Here is a 13,503-nt window from a genome sequence, read left to right on the forward strand (position 1 = left end):
CGGCGAGCCGGAGTTGGTCAGGCGATGGCGGTCAGGCGGGGGAGCAGCGGGGCCAGGGCGTCGACGGCGCCGGCGCGGACCACGAAGCGGGTGATCCCCCAGCGGCGCCGGTGCTCGGCGACGGCCGCGACGATCTCGTCAGCGGTGCCGACCAGCACGAACGGCGTGGCCAGCAGATCGGCGACGGTCAGCCCGGTGTCGGCGGCGATCGAAGCGGCCGCGGCCTCCGCGTCGTCGGTCACGGTCACCTGCTGGACCAGGGCCTCCAGCGCGGGCGGCGCGTCCCGCCCGGCCGCCCCCGCCGCCACGTGCGCGAGCTGCGCCTCGATCTGGTCGGCGCGCCACCGCACGTCGTGGGCGTGGCCGTCGGCCAGGGTACGTCCGAAGCCGGTCAGCCCGACCACGTCGGCGTGCGCGCCGGCCCAGCGCAGCAGCGCCGAGTTGGCCGTACCCATGGTGAGCGGGACCCGGTCCCGCACCGGTCGCAGCTCGGTCAGCCGGGCGGCGTACGCGGCCAGCTCGGGGGTGTCCACGGTGACCTCGTTCCCGGCCAGCAGGTCCCGCACGGCCTCGGCGACCGCGACGCAGCGGCGGACCCGGGCGGCGACGTCGGGGCGCTCGCGCCCGACGGCCCGCCACTCGGCCGGGGTGTGCCCGGCGCCCAGGCCGAGCCGGGCCCGGCCGCCGGAGACCACGTCGAGGGTGGCCACGTCGGTGGCGAGCAGGATCGGCTCCCGCACCCCGGCGTTCGAGACGTACGAGCCGAGGCCGAGTGTCGACGTCACCGCCGCCGCGGCCGCGAGCGCCACGAACGGCGACGGGCCGTGGCCGGGGTGGTCGGCGGCCAGCAACGCGTCGAACCCGGCCGCCTCGACCCGTCGGGCCAGGTCGGTCCAGCTCGCCGCGTCGGTCGGGCCGGCCTGCACGGAGAAGGTCACCATCGGCCCAGCATTCCTTGGGTACGCCGGTCCCGGCCAGTCCGGACCCGCCGATTCTGCTGACCGGCGAATCCGCGGAAGTCTCATGGGCAGGGGCCCTTCCTTGACGCCCAGGCGTCAAGGAGGGGCCCGTCCTGTCACGCGGCCCGGTGCACGGCGTCGAGGCGGGACAGGTCGTCGTCGTTGAGGCGGAGCGCGGCGGCGGCGACGGTGTCGACGGTCATGCGGTCTCCGTCCGTTCGAGGATGTCCCCGTCTCCGGGTGGCGTGACACCGAGCAGTTCCACGGGGTCGCCGCCCAGCCGGTTCAACGCGGCGGCCAGTTTCCGCTCCTCGTAGCTGAAGTGCGACTCCAGCAGCGCCGCCAGCCCGTCCAGCTCGGCCCGGACGGTCCGGCCGTCGGCCGCGCCGGCGAGCAGGGCGTCGATCCGGCGCAGCAGGTCGGCGACCACCCGGTGGTCGGCGCTCAGCTCGGCGAGCACGGGACGCAGCTCGGGCGCCCGCTCGGCCAGGGCCTGGAACGCGCCGCCGTCCTCGCCGGTGTGGTGCCGGTCCAGCGCGGCGCAGAAGCCGACGCAGTGCGCGCGCAGCTCCCGGGTCAGGGCGGCGCCGCCGGCGGGGGAGTCGAGGCTCGCGCGGAGCCGGGCCAGCTCCTCGCGGAGCCAGTGGTGGATCTCGATCAACTGGGTGCCGAGGGCGGTCAGCCGGCCGCTCGACGGGTGGGATGGGTGCACATGGTCCCCTGCTGTCCCGCGCCTCCATGCCCACGGCGGCCTTCGTGCCGGGTGCACCGCGACGCTCCGGGCAGTGTACGCGTCACGAGGAGACCGCCACGGCGGTGCGGAAGGTGGCGGGATCGTCCAGCGCGGCGACCACGTACGCGGCCAGGTCCGCCCGGCTGATCTGGCGGCCGACCGGTGTGGCGCCGCCGATCGAGGTGCGGACCCGGCCGGTCGCCGGACCGTCGGTCAGACGGGTGGGGCGCACGGCGGTCCAGTCCAGCTCGGTCCCGGCCAGCAGTTCCTCCATCCGGGCCTGGTCGGCGTACGTGTCCCGCATGACGCGCCGCAGGATGCGGGCCGCGAGCCGGGTGCCGGGACCGGCGCCGGCCGGAACGGCGAGGCCGGCGGAGGAGAGCACGACCAGCCGCCGTGTGGTCCCCAGGGCCGCCACCAGGGCGGCCGTGCCGGCGGAGTAGACGGCGGTGGGTCCGCGACCGGCCGCGCCGAGCGCCGAGCGCCGAGACCTGGCCACGCAGCGCGGCACGCAGCTCCGCGGAGTGGAGCACGTCGGCGGCGTGCTGGCGCAGCCGGTGGTGCGGGTGGGCCGGCGACTGCGGGCGCCGGGCGACGGCGGTGACCGTGTGTCCAGCGGTCAGTGCCCGGTCGACGATGAGCCGTCCGGTGCGTCCGGTCGCGCCGACGACCGCGATGGCGGACATGAGGCTGCTTCCTCCCGGTCCCGGTCAGCGGCCGACCGCGGGCCGGGTCGCGGGCTGGAGCCGGAACGAGACGCCTTCCATGAGGCGCTGGTGCCGGGTGTTGTGGAAGCTGGCCACGCGCCATTCGCCGTCCGCGCCCCGCACCAGGGTCCAGGTCTGGATCTTGTCCGGCTTCCCCGGCCGCCCCTTGCCCGTGGCGCCGCGACTGACCAGCACGGCCACGTCGTCGGTGAGGAACCGGAGGTCATCGGCCTCGATGGTGAGCCGTGTGCCCTTGAGGAAGCTGTCGAAGAGCGCCTGGTGCGCGGCGCCGATCTCGGCCGCCCCTCGGTAGTGGGTGCCGACGTAGGTGACGTAGCTGGCGTCCTCGGTGAAGGCGGCGCCGTAGCCGGCGCCGTCTCCGCCGGCCCAGGCTTCGGCGAGCTGGTCCAGCAGGGCACGGATGGCGGCGTTGTCGCGCTGGCTGTCGGCCTGTCGCATGGTCTAACCTCCGGTGATAGCTGCACGGAGGAAGTGTCTTCCTTCAGGAAGCTTCTTCCTTAAAGAAGAGATTAGGGAGGGGATCGGTTCGTGTCAACTCCGCAGATACGTCCGGATGCCGCGATCTACCGGCGCTACCTGAGCGCGGTGCTGCTGCACGGCCACGCGGGCGCGAAGGAGTGCGGCCTCGGCGGCACCGACCTGTACGCGCTCAACATCCTGGAGCTGGCCGGGCCGATGACACCGGGCGAGCTGGGAGCGCGGACCGGCCTGACCACCGGGCCGACCACCCGGCTCATCGACCGCCTGGAACAGGCCGGCTACGTGCGCCGGGTGCCGTCACCGGACGACCGGCGGAAGGTGATCGTCGAGCTGGTCGGCAAGCCGGCCGGCCTGGACGAGGTGCTGGCCCCGGCGCGCCGGAAGATCGGCGAGATCCTCCAGGGCTACTCCCCGGAGCAGCGGGAGGTCCTGTTCGACTACTTCGCCCGTGCCGCGGCCGCGTACGAGGAGGCCGCCGCCGAGTTGCGCCGCTGAGTCCGAGGTCGGCTCACTCGCCCTCGTCGCGTTCGTGGGGTTCGTGCCAGCGTGCCCGGTAGGCCGCCTCGTGGGCCTCGTGGCTGGTGCGCTCCTCGAAGACCAACCTCCGCAGCGCCCGCCGGCCCTCGTCGAAGACCACCACCTCGGCGGCCACCATGCCGACGGTGATGGCGGTCAGCAGCGTCAGGGCGGCCAGCGCGGGCAGGTGTACGGCCACCGGGATGCTCACGGCCAGCAGCAGCACGGCGACGACCCGGGTCCAGCTCAGCGTGCGCAGGGTGCGGAGCTGGAAGAGCATGTTGCCGCAGATGTAGCAGATCACCCCGCCGAAGAGCAGCGGCACGCCGGGGCCGGGCGCCGGCAGGTGCTGCGCCACGTGGGGGTCGGCGATCTGGTGCACGATCATCTCCGCGCCGAGCGCGAACAGGATGATGCCGGCGATCATCGGCAGGAACAGGTAGCCGTAGGCGTCCCGGGCCATGGCGACGCGGGGGCCGTCCTCGGCGGCGTGCAGGGCGATCCGGGCGGCCGGCCCGATCATGTCGTAGTGCGCCCACCAGAGCGCGGCGGTGAAGAAGATGCCGAGCGCGGCCGCCGCCACGGCCGGCCAGGTCGGGGGCTGGCCGAGCAGGTTGCTGCCGACGCCCACGGAGATGACCGACTCGCCCAGCGCGATGATCAGGATGAGGTCGTACCGCTCGGTCCAGTGCTCGGCGGAGGCCACGCCCCAGCCCCAGGTGCCCGCGACGAGGCCCGTGGCGTACTGGAGCAGCACGACGAGCGCCCACAGCCCGTCCCGGACCGCCGCCGCCGAGAAGAGGTCGTCGATCTTCGGCGGGATCAGGGCGGCGATCCCCAGCAGCAGGGTGCTGCCCACCAGTTCGGGGGTGAACCGGAGGAGCTGCCGGCGCTCCGTCGGGCTGTCCCGCACGGCGTGCAGGTAGAGCAGCAGGTGCACGCCCCGGATGACGGTGTAGCTGATCGCCGCGACGATCGGCCCGGCCGCGTTGCCGCGCGGGTCCCGGAACGCGTTCGGCAGGGACAGGGCGAAGGTGAACAGGGCCGCCATGCCGACCGTCATGAGGACCGGGACGAAGCCCTCGCCGAGCCGGATCCGGGTGGCCACGATGCTGTGCACGACCCACGTCCACCACAGCACGGCGAGGACCAGCAGCGCGTGCAGCAGCGCGCCGCCGTTGACCTGGAGCGCGGTGGCCCGGGTGATGATGAAGAACGAGAAGACGAAGACCAGGTCGAAGAAGACCTCGAACCGGTCCACCCGGGCCCCGGGCGCCACCGGCACCGCCGGCCCGAGGCGTCCCCGCCACCCGAAGCCGCTCACCGACCGAGTCTGTCAGCGTCGGGTCGGCGGCGGGTCGGATTGGGCTCAGCCCGGGCGGTGGCGCAGCCCGTCCATGAGCAGGTCGAGCAGGCGGCCGGCCTGGGCGCGCTGGTCCGGCTCGCCGGCCACCAGGGAGACGCCGCTCAGCCCGGCGAGCACGTCGGCGGGGGCCACGTCGGCGCGTACGGTGCCGGCGGCGGCGCCGGCCGCCAGCAGGTCGCTCAGCGCCGCGAGCAGCCGGTCCCGGCTGTGCGCGTACGGGTTGGCGCCGGAGGCGATGGCCAGCCGCAGCGCGTCGGCCATGCCTCGCTTGGTGGCGAGGTAGTCGACGAAGCGGTCCATCCAGGCCCGGACGGCCGCCTCGGCGGGCAGCGCCGCGAGCAGCTCGGGCACGGCGTCACAGAGCTTGGCCAGCTCCTTGCGGTAGGCCGCCTCGATCAGCGCCTCCCGGCTGGGGAAGTGGCGGTAGAGGGTGCCGATGCCGACGCCGGCCTCCTTGGCGATGCGGTCCAGCGTTACCTCGCCGCCGGCCTGGGAAAAGGTGTGGACCGCGACGTCCAGCAGTCGCTGCCGGTTGCGCAGCGCGTCGGCGCGCAGCGGGCGGTCGGGCACGGCCCCTCCTCGGCTCGACCGGGGCGTGGGCCCGGCCGGGTTTGGCAACCGGAGGAGCCTCCGGTTAGGGTCGGAGTAACGGAGGATCCTCCGCTTCTCATCGTAGCGCTCGGACGACCGGTCCGTGCCGCCGCCGACAAGGATGGATCATGACCACCAGCACAGCCGTCAGCACCCCGTTCTCCCGCGAGACCACCGCCCTGGAGGTGGTCCGTGACCTCGACCTGACCGGCCGGCGGGCCGTCGTCACCGGCGGCGCCTCCGGCATCGGCGTCGAGACCGCCCGCGCGCTCGCCGCCGCCGGGGCCGACGTCACCCTCGCGGTCCGCAACACCGAGGCCGGGCAGCGTGCCGCCGCCGACATCACGGGCACCACCGGCAACGACCGGATCCTGGTCGCCCCGCTCGACCTGGCCGACCTCGGCTCGGTAGCCACCTTCGTGCGCACTTGGGACGGGCCGCTGCACATGCTGGTCAACAACGCGGGCATCATGGCCTCGCCCGAGATGCGCACCGAGCAGGGCTGGGAGATGCAATTCGCGACCAACCACCTCGGGCACTTCGCGCTGGCCACCGGGCTGCACCCGGCCCTCGCCGCAGCCGAGGGCGCGCGGATCGTCTCGGTCAGCTCGGCGGCCCACCTGCGCTCGCCGGTGGTCTTCGAGGACATCCACTTCCGGCAGCGGCCGTACGACCCGTGGCAGGCGTACGGGCAGTCGAAGACCGCGAACGTGCTCTTCGCGGTGGACGCCACCCGGCGCTGGGCCGACGACGGCATCTACACCAACGCGCTCATGCCGGGCGCGATCCGGACCAACCTCCAGCGCTACATCAGCGAGGAGGAGCTGGACCGGATGCGCACGCAGAGTGGCGGCGGCGCGGCGTACTGGAAGAACCCCGAGCAGGGCGCCGCCACCTCGGTGCTGGTCGCCGCCTCGCCGCTGGTCGCCGGCGTCGGCGGCCGGTACTTCGAGGACTGCCAGGAGGCCGGGCCGAACCAGCCGGGCACCCGCACCGGCTACGCCCCGTACGCCCGGGACCCCGAGGCCGCCGAGCGGCTCTGGGCGGTCTCCGAGGAGCACCTGCGCGGCTGACCCGGAAACGACGAGAGGGGCGCGCGGCTTCCGCCGCGCGCCCCTCTGCCGTCAGGGGGTCAGAGCCCCAGTTCGGCCTCGAAGTTGCCGGCCTCCAGCCGCTCCTTGACCGCGACGAGGAAGCGGGCCGCGTCCGCGCCGTCGATCAGCCGGTGGTCGTACGACAGGGCCAGGTAGACCATCGACCGGACCGCGACGACCTCGCCCAGGTCCGGGTCGTTGACCACGACCGGGCGCTTCACCACGGCACCCGTGCCGAGCATCGCCGACTGCGGCGACGGCACGATCGGCGTGTCGAAGAGCGCGCCCCGGCTGCCGGTGTTGGTCAGCGTGAAGGTCGCGCCGGCGATCTCGTCCGGGCTGATCTTGTTGGTCCGGGTGCGCTCGGCCAGGTCGGCGACCCGCTTGGCGATCCCACCCAGGTTGAGGTCACCGGCGTTGTGGATGACCGGCACGAGCAGGCCCCGCTCGGTGTCCACGGCGATGCCGAGGTGCTCGGCGTCCGGGTAGGTGATCGTCCCGCCGTCCAGGTCCAGCTGGGCGTTGAGGATCGGGTACGTCTGCAGCGCCTCGATGGCGGCGAGGGCGAAGAACGGCAGGAAGGACAGCTTCACGCCGTGCCGCTGCTGGAAGGAGTCCTTGGCCTGGGCCCGCAGCTTGGCGATGCGGGTGACGTCCACCTCGATCACCGTGGTCAGCTGCGCCATCTCGTGCAGCGACTCGTGCATCCGGTTGGCGATGGCCTTGCGGATCCGGGGCAGCTTCTCGACGGTGCCCCGCTTGCCGCTCGGCTGCGGCTTCGCGGCCGGCTTGGCCGGAGCCGGAGCCGCGGCGGCCGGTGCCGGCTGCGCGGCCGGCTTGGCCTGGGCGGCCTTCGCCTTCTCGGCCGCCTCCAGCACGTCCTGCTTGCGGATCCGCCCGCCGACGCCGGTGCCGTTGACCGAGGAGAGGTTCACCCCGTGCTCGGCGGCCAGCTTGCGGACCAGCGGGGTCACGTAGCCGGCGCCCTCCTCGCCACCGGCCTGGGCCGGGACGGTCGGCCGCTGCGGCGTGGCGGCCGGCGCGGGCGGGGTCGCGGCCTGCTCGGCCTTGGCCGGCTGCGCGGCCTGCTCCGCCTCGGCGGCCGGCTCGTTGTAGGACAGGCCCGGGGTCGGCTCCTCGACCGTGGGCTCCGGCTCCGGCTTCGGCTCGGGCTTCGGCTCCGGCTTCGCCTCGACCTTGGGCTCCGGCTTCGGCTCGGGCTTCGGCTCCGCCTTCGGCGCGGCGCCGGCCGCGCCCACGATCGCCAGGACGCCGCCGACCTCGGCGGTCTCGTCCTCGGGGACCTTGATCTCCAGCAGCGTGCCGGCCACCGGCGACGGGATCTCGGTGTCGACCTTGTCGGTGGAGACCTCCAGCAGCGGCTCGTCCACCTCGACGGTGTCGCCGACCTGCTTGAGCCAGCGGGTCACCGTGCCCTCGGTGACGCTCTCACCCAGGGCCGGCATGGTGACCGGCGTGCCCTCGCCCGACGGCGCGGCGGCCGGGGCGGGCTCCTCGACGGCCGGCTGCTCCGCCTCGGCCTGCGGCTCGGCGGCGGCCTGCTCGGCCTCCTCCGCCGGGGCCTCCTGCTGCGGGGCGGCTCCGCCGGCCTCCTCGCCCTCACCGGCGATGATCGCCAGCTCGCTGCCGACCTCGGCGGTCTCGTCCTCGCCGACCACGATCCGGCTCAGCACGCCCGCCGCGGGCGACGGGATCTCGGTGTCCACCTTGTCCGTGGACACCTCAAGCAGCGGCTCGTCCGCCTCGACGGTGTCGCCCTCCTGCTTGAGCCAGCGCGTGACGGTGCCCTCGGTGACGCTCTCGCCGAGCCGGGGCATGGTGACCGATACCGGCATGTTCTCCAGACTCCTTCATTCCCCTGGTGGGATCATCGCCCGTCGCCGGACGCCGCGGTTGTCGTGATCAGGCGTGCGAGTGCAGCGGCTTGCCGGCCAGGGCCAGGTGCGCCTCGCCCAGGGCCTCGGTCTGCGTGGGGTGGGCGTGCACGAGCTGCGCCACCTCGGCCGGGTACGCCTCCCAGTTGTAGATGAGCTGCGCCTCGCCGATCAGCTCGCCGACCCGGGCCCCCACCATGTGCACGCCGACCACCGGGCCGTCCTCGACCCGGACCAGCTTCACGTGGCCGGCGGTCTTGAGGATCTGGCTCTTGCCGTTGCCGCCCAGGTTGTAGTTGTAGGTCTTGATCTTGTCGGCGCCGTACTGCTCCTTGGCCTTCGCCTCGGTGAGCCCGACCGACGCCAGCTCCGGGTCGCAGTAGGTGACCCGCGGGATGCCGGCCTCGTCGATCACGGCCGGGGTCTTGCCGGCGATCTCCTCGGCGACGAAGATGCCCTGCTGGAAGCCACGGTGGGCGAGCTGGAGGCCGGGCACGATGTCGCCGACCGCATAGACGTTCGGCACGCTCGTGCGCAGCCGCTCGTCGGTCAGCACGTAGCCGCGGTCCATCTTGACGCCCTGCTCCTCGTAGCCGAGGTTGGCGGTGTTCGGGCCGCGGCCGACGGCGACGAGCAGCAGCTCCGCCTCGACGGTGTCGCCACCCTGGATGGTCAGCTTCACACCGTTCTCGGTCTTCTCGACCTTCTCGAACGGCTTGCCGACCTTGAAGTTGATCTTCCGCTTGCGGAACGCCCGCTCCAGCGCCTTCGAGGACTCCTCGTCCTCGGCCGCGACCAGCCGCGGCAGCGCCTCGACGATGGTCACGTCCACGCCGAAGGACTTCCAGACGCTGGCGAACTCGACGCCGATCACGCCGCCGCCCAGCACGATCACCGACGAGGGGACGCGGTCCAGGGTCAGCGCGTGGTCGCTGGTGATGATCCGCTCGCCGTCGACCTCCAGGCCGGGCAGGCTCTTCGCGTACGAGCCGGAGGCCAGGATGACGTTGCGGCCGGTGTAGCGCTTGCCGTCGACCTCGACGACGTTCTTCCCGACCAGCTTGCCGGCGCCCGCCACGAAGGTGATCTTCTTGGCGCTGCCCACCAGGCCCTGCAGACCCTTGTAGAGGCGGGAGATCACACCGTCCTTGTACGAGTTGACCGCCGCCATGTCGATGCCGACCAGCTCGGCCTTGACGCCGAACTGCTCCGACTCGCGGGTCTGGTCGGCGATCTCGGCGGCGTGCAGGAGCGCCTTGGTGGGGATGCAGCCGTTGTGCAGGCAGGTGCCCCCGAGCTTGCCCTTCTCGATCAGGGCGACGGACAGGTCCAGCTGGGCGGCACGCAGCGCCGCCGCGTAGCCGCCGCTACCACCTCCGAGGATGACGATGTCGAAGGTTGCGTCGTTCGGCTCGCTCACGTCCAACTCCCAGGTCGCGTCGCTGCATCGGGGGTTACGGCGGAGTAACAGGCACACCCCACCTCGGTCATCTTGTCACCACCGGGGACGGGGCGCGTAGTGAGGTGCCCAACGACACGTCGGTGACACGTACGCTTGGCACCGTCTTCGATGACGGACGGGGGAGGAGTGGGTTCGGTGGGGCTGTTCCGACGACGTAAGCAGGCGGGCGCGCTGAGTCGCGACCGGGTCGCCGACCGCGCCGATCTGGACCATCTTGAGAGTTTCGTCCGCACCCGGCGGGGCGTCGAGGCGTACCTGGAACCCCGGACCACGGTCACCGAGACGACGATCATGCTGATCGCCGACGACGGCGAGTGGACCCGGCGGCGGGTCGGCGGGCCGGAGGAGGCCCGCCGGTTCGCCCACCGGCTGGCCATCCCGATCTACGACGTCCGGCTGATGGGCTACCCGCAGCGGATGCGCGACTACAACGAGCGCCGCAAGCGCCGCCCCGAGTTGTTCTGACCCGGACACGCGGACGGGGCGCCCCCCGGCGAGGGGAGCGCCCCGTTGCGGCGTGGTGGACGCGTCAGCCGTTGGCGGCGACGTCGTCGACCAGGTGCAGCAGCGTGCGCACCGGGACGCCGGTGCCGCCCTTGGTCCAGTAGCCGGTGGCCTCGCCCGAGTGGTAGCCGGGGCCGGCGATGTCGATGTGCGCCCACGCCACGTCGTCGGTGACGAACTCGCGCAGGAAGACACCACCCTGGAGCATGTGGCCCGCCCGGTCCATGCCGGCGTTGACCTGCGAGATGTCCGCGACCTCGGAGTCCATGCCCTTGCGCACGTCGTCCGGCAGCGGCATCGGCCAGGCCGGCTCGCCCGTCGCGTCACCCGCGGCCCGGACCCGCTCGCACAGCTCCGGGGTGCCCATCACGCCGGCGATCCGCTTGCCCAGCGCGATCACCTGACCGCCGGTCAGCGTCGAGGTCTCGAACAGGTAGTCGGCGCCGTCCTCGCAGGCCCGGGCGATGGCGTCGGCCAGGATCATCCGGCCCTCGGCGTCGGTGTTGAGCACCTCGACCCGCTTGCCGCTGTACATCGTGATCACGTCGCCCGGCCGGTAGCTGGTGCCCGACGGCATGTTCTCCGCCATCGGCAGGTAGCCGGTGACCGCGACCGACGGCTTGAGCGCCGCGACGGCCAGCATGGCCGCGCCGACCGCCGCCGCACCCGCCATGTCGGACTTCATCTCCCACATGCCCTGGGCCGGCTTGATCGAGATGCCGCCGGTGTCGAAGGTGATGCCCTTGCCGACCAGCGCCACCCGCTTGCCGTTGCCACCGCCCTCCGGGGTGTAGGTCAGCTTGACCAGCCGCGGCGGGGCCTCCGAACCCTGGCCGACGGCCAGGATGCCGCCGTAGCCACCGGCGGCCAGCGCCGCCTCGTCGAGCACCTCGACGCCGAGTCCGGCCTCCCGGGCGGCGGCGGCCACGGCCTCGGCGAACGACGGCGGGCGCAGCTCGTTCGGGGCGGTGTTGACCCAGTCCCGGCTGGTCCGCACCGCGCCGGCCACCGCCTGGGCGCGGGTGACCTCGGCCTGGGCGGTCGCGTCGGCCGCGTCCGGCACCGCGACCAGCACCTCGGCCACCGGCTCGCGCCGGGCCGGCTGCGGCTTGGTCTTGTAGCCGGCGAACCGGTAGCCGCCGAGCAGCGCGCCCTCGGTGACGGCGCGCAGCGCGGCGGGGGCGTCGGCGTCGTCGGGCAGCGGCAGGGCGAGCGCGACGCGGGACGCGCCGGCCAGGGCCCGGACGGCCGCGCCGGCGGCCCGGCGCAGGGTCTCCGGGGCCGGAGCGGCGCCGGACGGCTCGGGGCCGAGGCCGACGGCGACCACCACCGGTGCGGTGACCGTGCCCAGTGTGGCCAGCTTGATCACCTCGCCGGGGCCGCCGGTGGCGCCGAGCAGGGCCAGCGTCTCGGTCAGCTTGCCGTCGAACGCGGCGGCGATGCTCTCCGCGCCGCTGGCCAGCAGCAGGGCGCCGGCGGGTGAGCCGGCCTCCTGCTCGGTCGTCTGGCTGTGCACGCCGATCACGATCGCGTCGACGGCGAGTTCGGCGGGGTCGGTGTCGACCAGGCTGAGGGTGGTGCGGGGCGATGTCACGAAAGCTACTCCGGGCGGGCCGGGCCGGCCGCTGCGTCGCGTGCCGGCGATGAAGGTCTCCGGCGGCGAACCTACCCGCCGGACGCGTGGCTGTCCCGCCGATGGGTCCAGGCGGGGCTGTCCCGCCTGCACCCGAGGGGATGCGGGCGGGCTGTCCCGCCTGCACCCGATGAGTCCAGGCGGGCCGTCCCGCCTGCACCCGAGGGGACGCGGGCGGGACCTCCCGCCGATGCTAGCCAGCCGGTCACGGGCCGGTAAGTTCGCACCCATGACCGAGGTGACCTCCGACGCCGCCGCGACCCGGCTGCGCCGTTCCCCGTTGCACGAGCGGCACACCGCGCTCGGCGCCAAGTTCGCCCCCTTCGGGGGATGGGAGATGCCGCTCGAGTACGCCGGGGGCGGCGTGCTCAAGGAGCACACCGCCGTGCGTACCGGGGTGGGCGTCTTCGACGTCTCGCACCTCGGCAAGGCCCGCGTCACCGGGCCGGGCGCCGCGGACTTCGTCAACTCCTGCCTGTCCAACGACCTCGGCCGGATCGCCCCCGGCAAGGCCCAGTACACGCTCTGCTGCGACGACGCCACCGGCGGCGTGGTGGACGACATCATCGCCTACCTGTACGCCGACGACCACGTCTTCCTGGTGCCGAACGCGGCGAACACCGCCGAGGTGGTCGGCCGGTTGCGCGCCGCCGCGCCCGAGGGCGTGATCGTCACCGACGAGCACGAGGCGTACGCGGTGCTCGCCGTCCAGGGGCCGCGCTCGGCGGAGCTGCTGGGCACGCTCGGCCTGCCCACCGGGCACGACTACATGAGCTTCTCGGCCGCCGGGCTGAACGGCGTCGACCTGACCGTCTGCCGCACCGGCTACACCGGCGAGCTCGGCTACGAGCTGGTCGTGCCGGCCGGCGACGCGCTGGCCGTCTGGGACGCGCTGTTCGCCGCCGGCGAGGTGGAGGAGCTGCGCGCCTGCGGCCTGGCCGCCCGGGACACGCTGCGCACCGAGATGGGGTACCCGCTGCACGGGCAGGACCTCTCGCTGGACATCACGCCGGTGCAGGCCCGCTCGGGCTGGGCGGTCGGCTGGGACAAGCCGGCCTTCTGGGGCCGCGACGTGCTGCGGGCCGAGAAGGCCGCCGGCCCCGCCCGGACGCTGCGCGGCCTGGAGGCGGTCGACCGGGCCATCCCGCGCCCCGGCATGGCCGTCTACGCCGGCGACAAGCAGGTCGGCACGATCACCAGCGGCACCTTCAGCCCGACGAAGAAGCAGGGCATCGCCCTGGCCCTGATCGACACCGACCCGAAGCTCCCCGACGGCGAAACGCTGGAGGTCGACATCCGCGGCCGCCGCGCCCAGATGCGCCTGACCCGCCCACCCTTCGTCCAGCCCTCCGTCCGCTGACCGCGGCGAACGCGTCGATCATGAAGTTGGCGGCATTCGAAGAGATCGACATCGCCGCCAACTTCATGATCGACAGGTGCTAGGGGGTGGAGGCCACCTCGGTCGAGGTGTAGAACTCCGCCTGCCGCTCGACCGGCACCCGGTACCTGATGTACTCGATGATCATGTCACCAGCCCACACC

The 13,503-nt window shown here is 73.5% G+C and carries 13 protein-coding genes and 1 pseudogene; 4 read left to right on the forward strand and 10 right to left on the reverse strand.

What is annotated here, in order from left to right; genetic code table 11:
- Positions 1-17 precede the first annotated feature (17 nt).
- From RMN56_RS20080 to RMN56_RS20095, 5 genes and pseudogenes are all read right to left on the reverse strand, one after another.
- Entirely contained in the window at positions 18-941 is a 924-nt protein-coding gene (locus RMN56_RS20080; protein ID WP_313719031.1) for an LLM class flavin-dependent oxidoreductase, read from the reverse strand.
- Between the two features lie 217 nt (positions 942-1,158).
- Positions 1,159-1,671, reverse strand: coding sequence for a hemerythrin domain-containing protein (locus RMN56_RS20085; RefSeq protein ID WP_313719033.1), 513 nt, complete (start codon positions 1,669-1,671; stop codon positions 1,159-1,161).
- 82 nt (positions 1,672-1,753) lie between these two features.
- Positions 1,754-2,191, reverse strand: a complete 438-nt coding sequence (locus tag RMN56_RS20090; RefSeq protein WP_313719034.1) for an NAD(P)-dependent oxidoreductase — start codon at positions 2,189-2,191, stop codon at positions 1,754-1,756.
- Position 2,192: 1 nt separating this feature from the next.
- Positions 2,193-2,378: pseudogene (locus RMN56_RS32705) on the reverse strand (NAD(P)H-binding protein); the annotation flags it as partial.
- 24 nt (positions 2,379-2,402) lie between these two features.
- Positions 2,403-2,858 carry an SgcJ/EcaC family oxidoreductase gene (locus RMN56_RS20095; protein ID WP_313719035.1) on the reverse strand — a complete coding sequence of 152 codons (456 nt, stop codon included), beginning with the start codon at positions 2,856-2,858 and terminating at the stop codon, positions 2,403-2,405.
- Between the two features lie 90 nt (positions 2,859-2,948).
- Between RMN56_RS20095 and RMN56_RS20100 the strand changes: the two genes are divergently transcribed.
- A complete protein-coding gene (locus tag RMN56_RS20100) occupies positions 2,949-3,395 on the forward strand; it encodes a MarR family winged helix-turn-helix transcriptional regulator (protein WP_313719036.1) in 447 nt (148 codons plus the stop codon).
- A gap of 13 nt (positions 3,396-3,408) precedes the next feature.
- Here the strand turns inward: RMN56_RS20100 and RMN56_RS20105 are convergent, their stop codons facing one another.
- Both RMN56_RS20105 and RMN56_RS20110 read right to left on the reverse strand, forming a co-directional pair.
- On the reverse strand, positions 3,409-4,740 hold the full coding sequence (locus RMN56_RS20105; protein WP_313719037.1) for a low temperature requirement protein A: 1,332 nt from the start codon (positions 4,738-4,740) through the stop codon (positions 3,409-3,411).
- A 45-nt stretch (positions 4,741-4,785) separates the two neighbouring features.
- On the reverse strand, positions 4,786-5,352 hold the full coding sequence (locus RMN56_RS20110; protein WP_313719038.1) for a TetR/AcrR family transcriptional regulator: 567 nt from the start codon (positions 5,350-5,352) through the stop codon (positions 4,786-4,788).
- Positions 5,353-5,501: 149 nt separating this feature from the next.
- Here RMN56_RS20110 and RMN56_RS20115 point away from each other — a divergent pair, with 149 nt between their 5' ends.
- Entirely contained in the window at positions 5,502-6,446 is a 945-nt protein-coding gene (locus RMN56_RS20115; protein ID WP_313719039.1) for an SDR family NAD(P)-dependent oxidoreductase, read from the forward strand.
- A gap of 59 nt (positions 6,447-6,505) precedes the next feature.
- Here RMN56_RS20115 and sucB read toward each other — a convergent pair whose 3' ends face one another.
- Positions 6,506-8,323 carry a 2-oxoglutarate dehydrogenase, E2 component, dihydrolipoamide succinyltransferase gene (gene sucB / locus RMN56_RS20120; protein WP_313719040.1) on the reverse strand — a complete coding sequence of 606 codons (1,818 nt, stop codon included), beginning with the start codon at positions 8,321-8,323 and terminating at the stop codon, positions 6,506-6,508.
- Positions 8,324-8,390: 67 nt separating this feature from the next.
- Positions 8,391-9,782 (reverse strand): dihydrolipoyl dehydrogenase, encoded by a 1,392-nt coding sequence (lpdA, locus tag RMN56_RS20125; protein ID WP_313719042.1) that lies wholly within the window; start codon positions 9,780-9,782, stop codon positions 8,391-8,393.
- A 177-nt stretch (positions 9,783-9,959) separates the two neighbouring features.
- Here lpdA and RMN56_RS20130 point away from each other — a divergent pair, with 177 nt between their 5' ends.
- Positions 9,960-10,289: a hypothetical protein gene (locus RMN56_RS20130; RefSeq protein ID WP_313719044.1), complete on the forward strand. Its 330-nt coding sequence runs from the start codon at positions 9,960-9,962 to the stop codon at positions 10,287-10,289.
- 64 nt (positions 10,290-10,353) lie between these two features.
- Here RMN56_RS20130 and RMN56_RS20135 read toward each other — a convergent pair whose 3' ends face one another.
- Positions 10,354-11,922 (reverse strand): leucyl aminopeptidase, encoded by a 1,569-nt coding sequence (locus RMN56_RS20135; RefSeq protein WP_313719046.1) that lies wholly within the window; start codon positions 11,920-11,922, stop codon positions 10,354-10,356.
- Between the two features lie 268 nt (positions 11,923-12,190).
- Here RMN56_RS20135 and gcvT point away from each other — a divergent pair, with 268 nt between their 5' ends.
- A complete protein-coding gene (gcvT, locus tag RMN56_RS20140; protein ID WP_313719048.1) occupies positions 12,191-13,321 on the forward strand; it encodes a glycine cleavage system aminomethyltransferase GcvT in 1,131 nt (376 codons plus the stop codon).
- The last annotated feature ends 182 nt before the right edge of the window (positions 13,322-13,503 follow it).

This window comes from Micromonospora halotolerans, from assembly GCF_032108445.1.
GTDB classification, from domain to species: Bacteria; Actinomycetota; Actinomycetes; order Mycobacteriales; family Micromonosporaceae; genus Micromonospora; species Micromonospora halotolerans.

Coding starts and splice junctions, on each gene's coding strand:
- RMN56_RS20095 (WP_313719035.1), bottom strand. CDS start 2,858: ATGCGACAGGCCGACAGCCAGCGCGACAACGCCGCCATCCGTGCCCTG.
- gcvT (WP_313719048.1), top strand. CDS start 12,191: ATGACCGAGGTGACCTCCGACGCCGCCGCGACCCGGCTGCGCCGTTCC.
- RMN56_RS20080 (WP_313719031.1), bottom strand. CDS start 941: ATGGTGACCTTCTCCGTGCAGGCCGGCCCGACCGACGCGGCGAGCTGG.
- RMN56_RS20115 (WP_313719039.1), top strand. CDS start 5,502: ATGACCACCAGCACAGCCGTCAGCACCCCGTTCTCCCGCGAGACCACC.
- sucB (WP_313719040.1), bottom strand. CDS start 8,323: ATGCCGGTATCGGTCACCATGCCCCGGCTCGGCGAGAGCGTCACCGAG.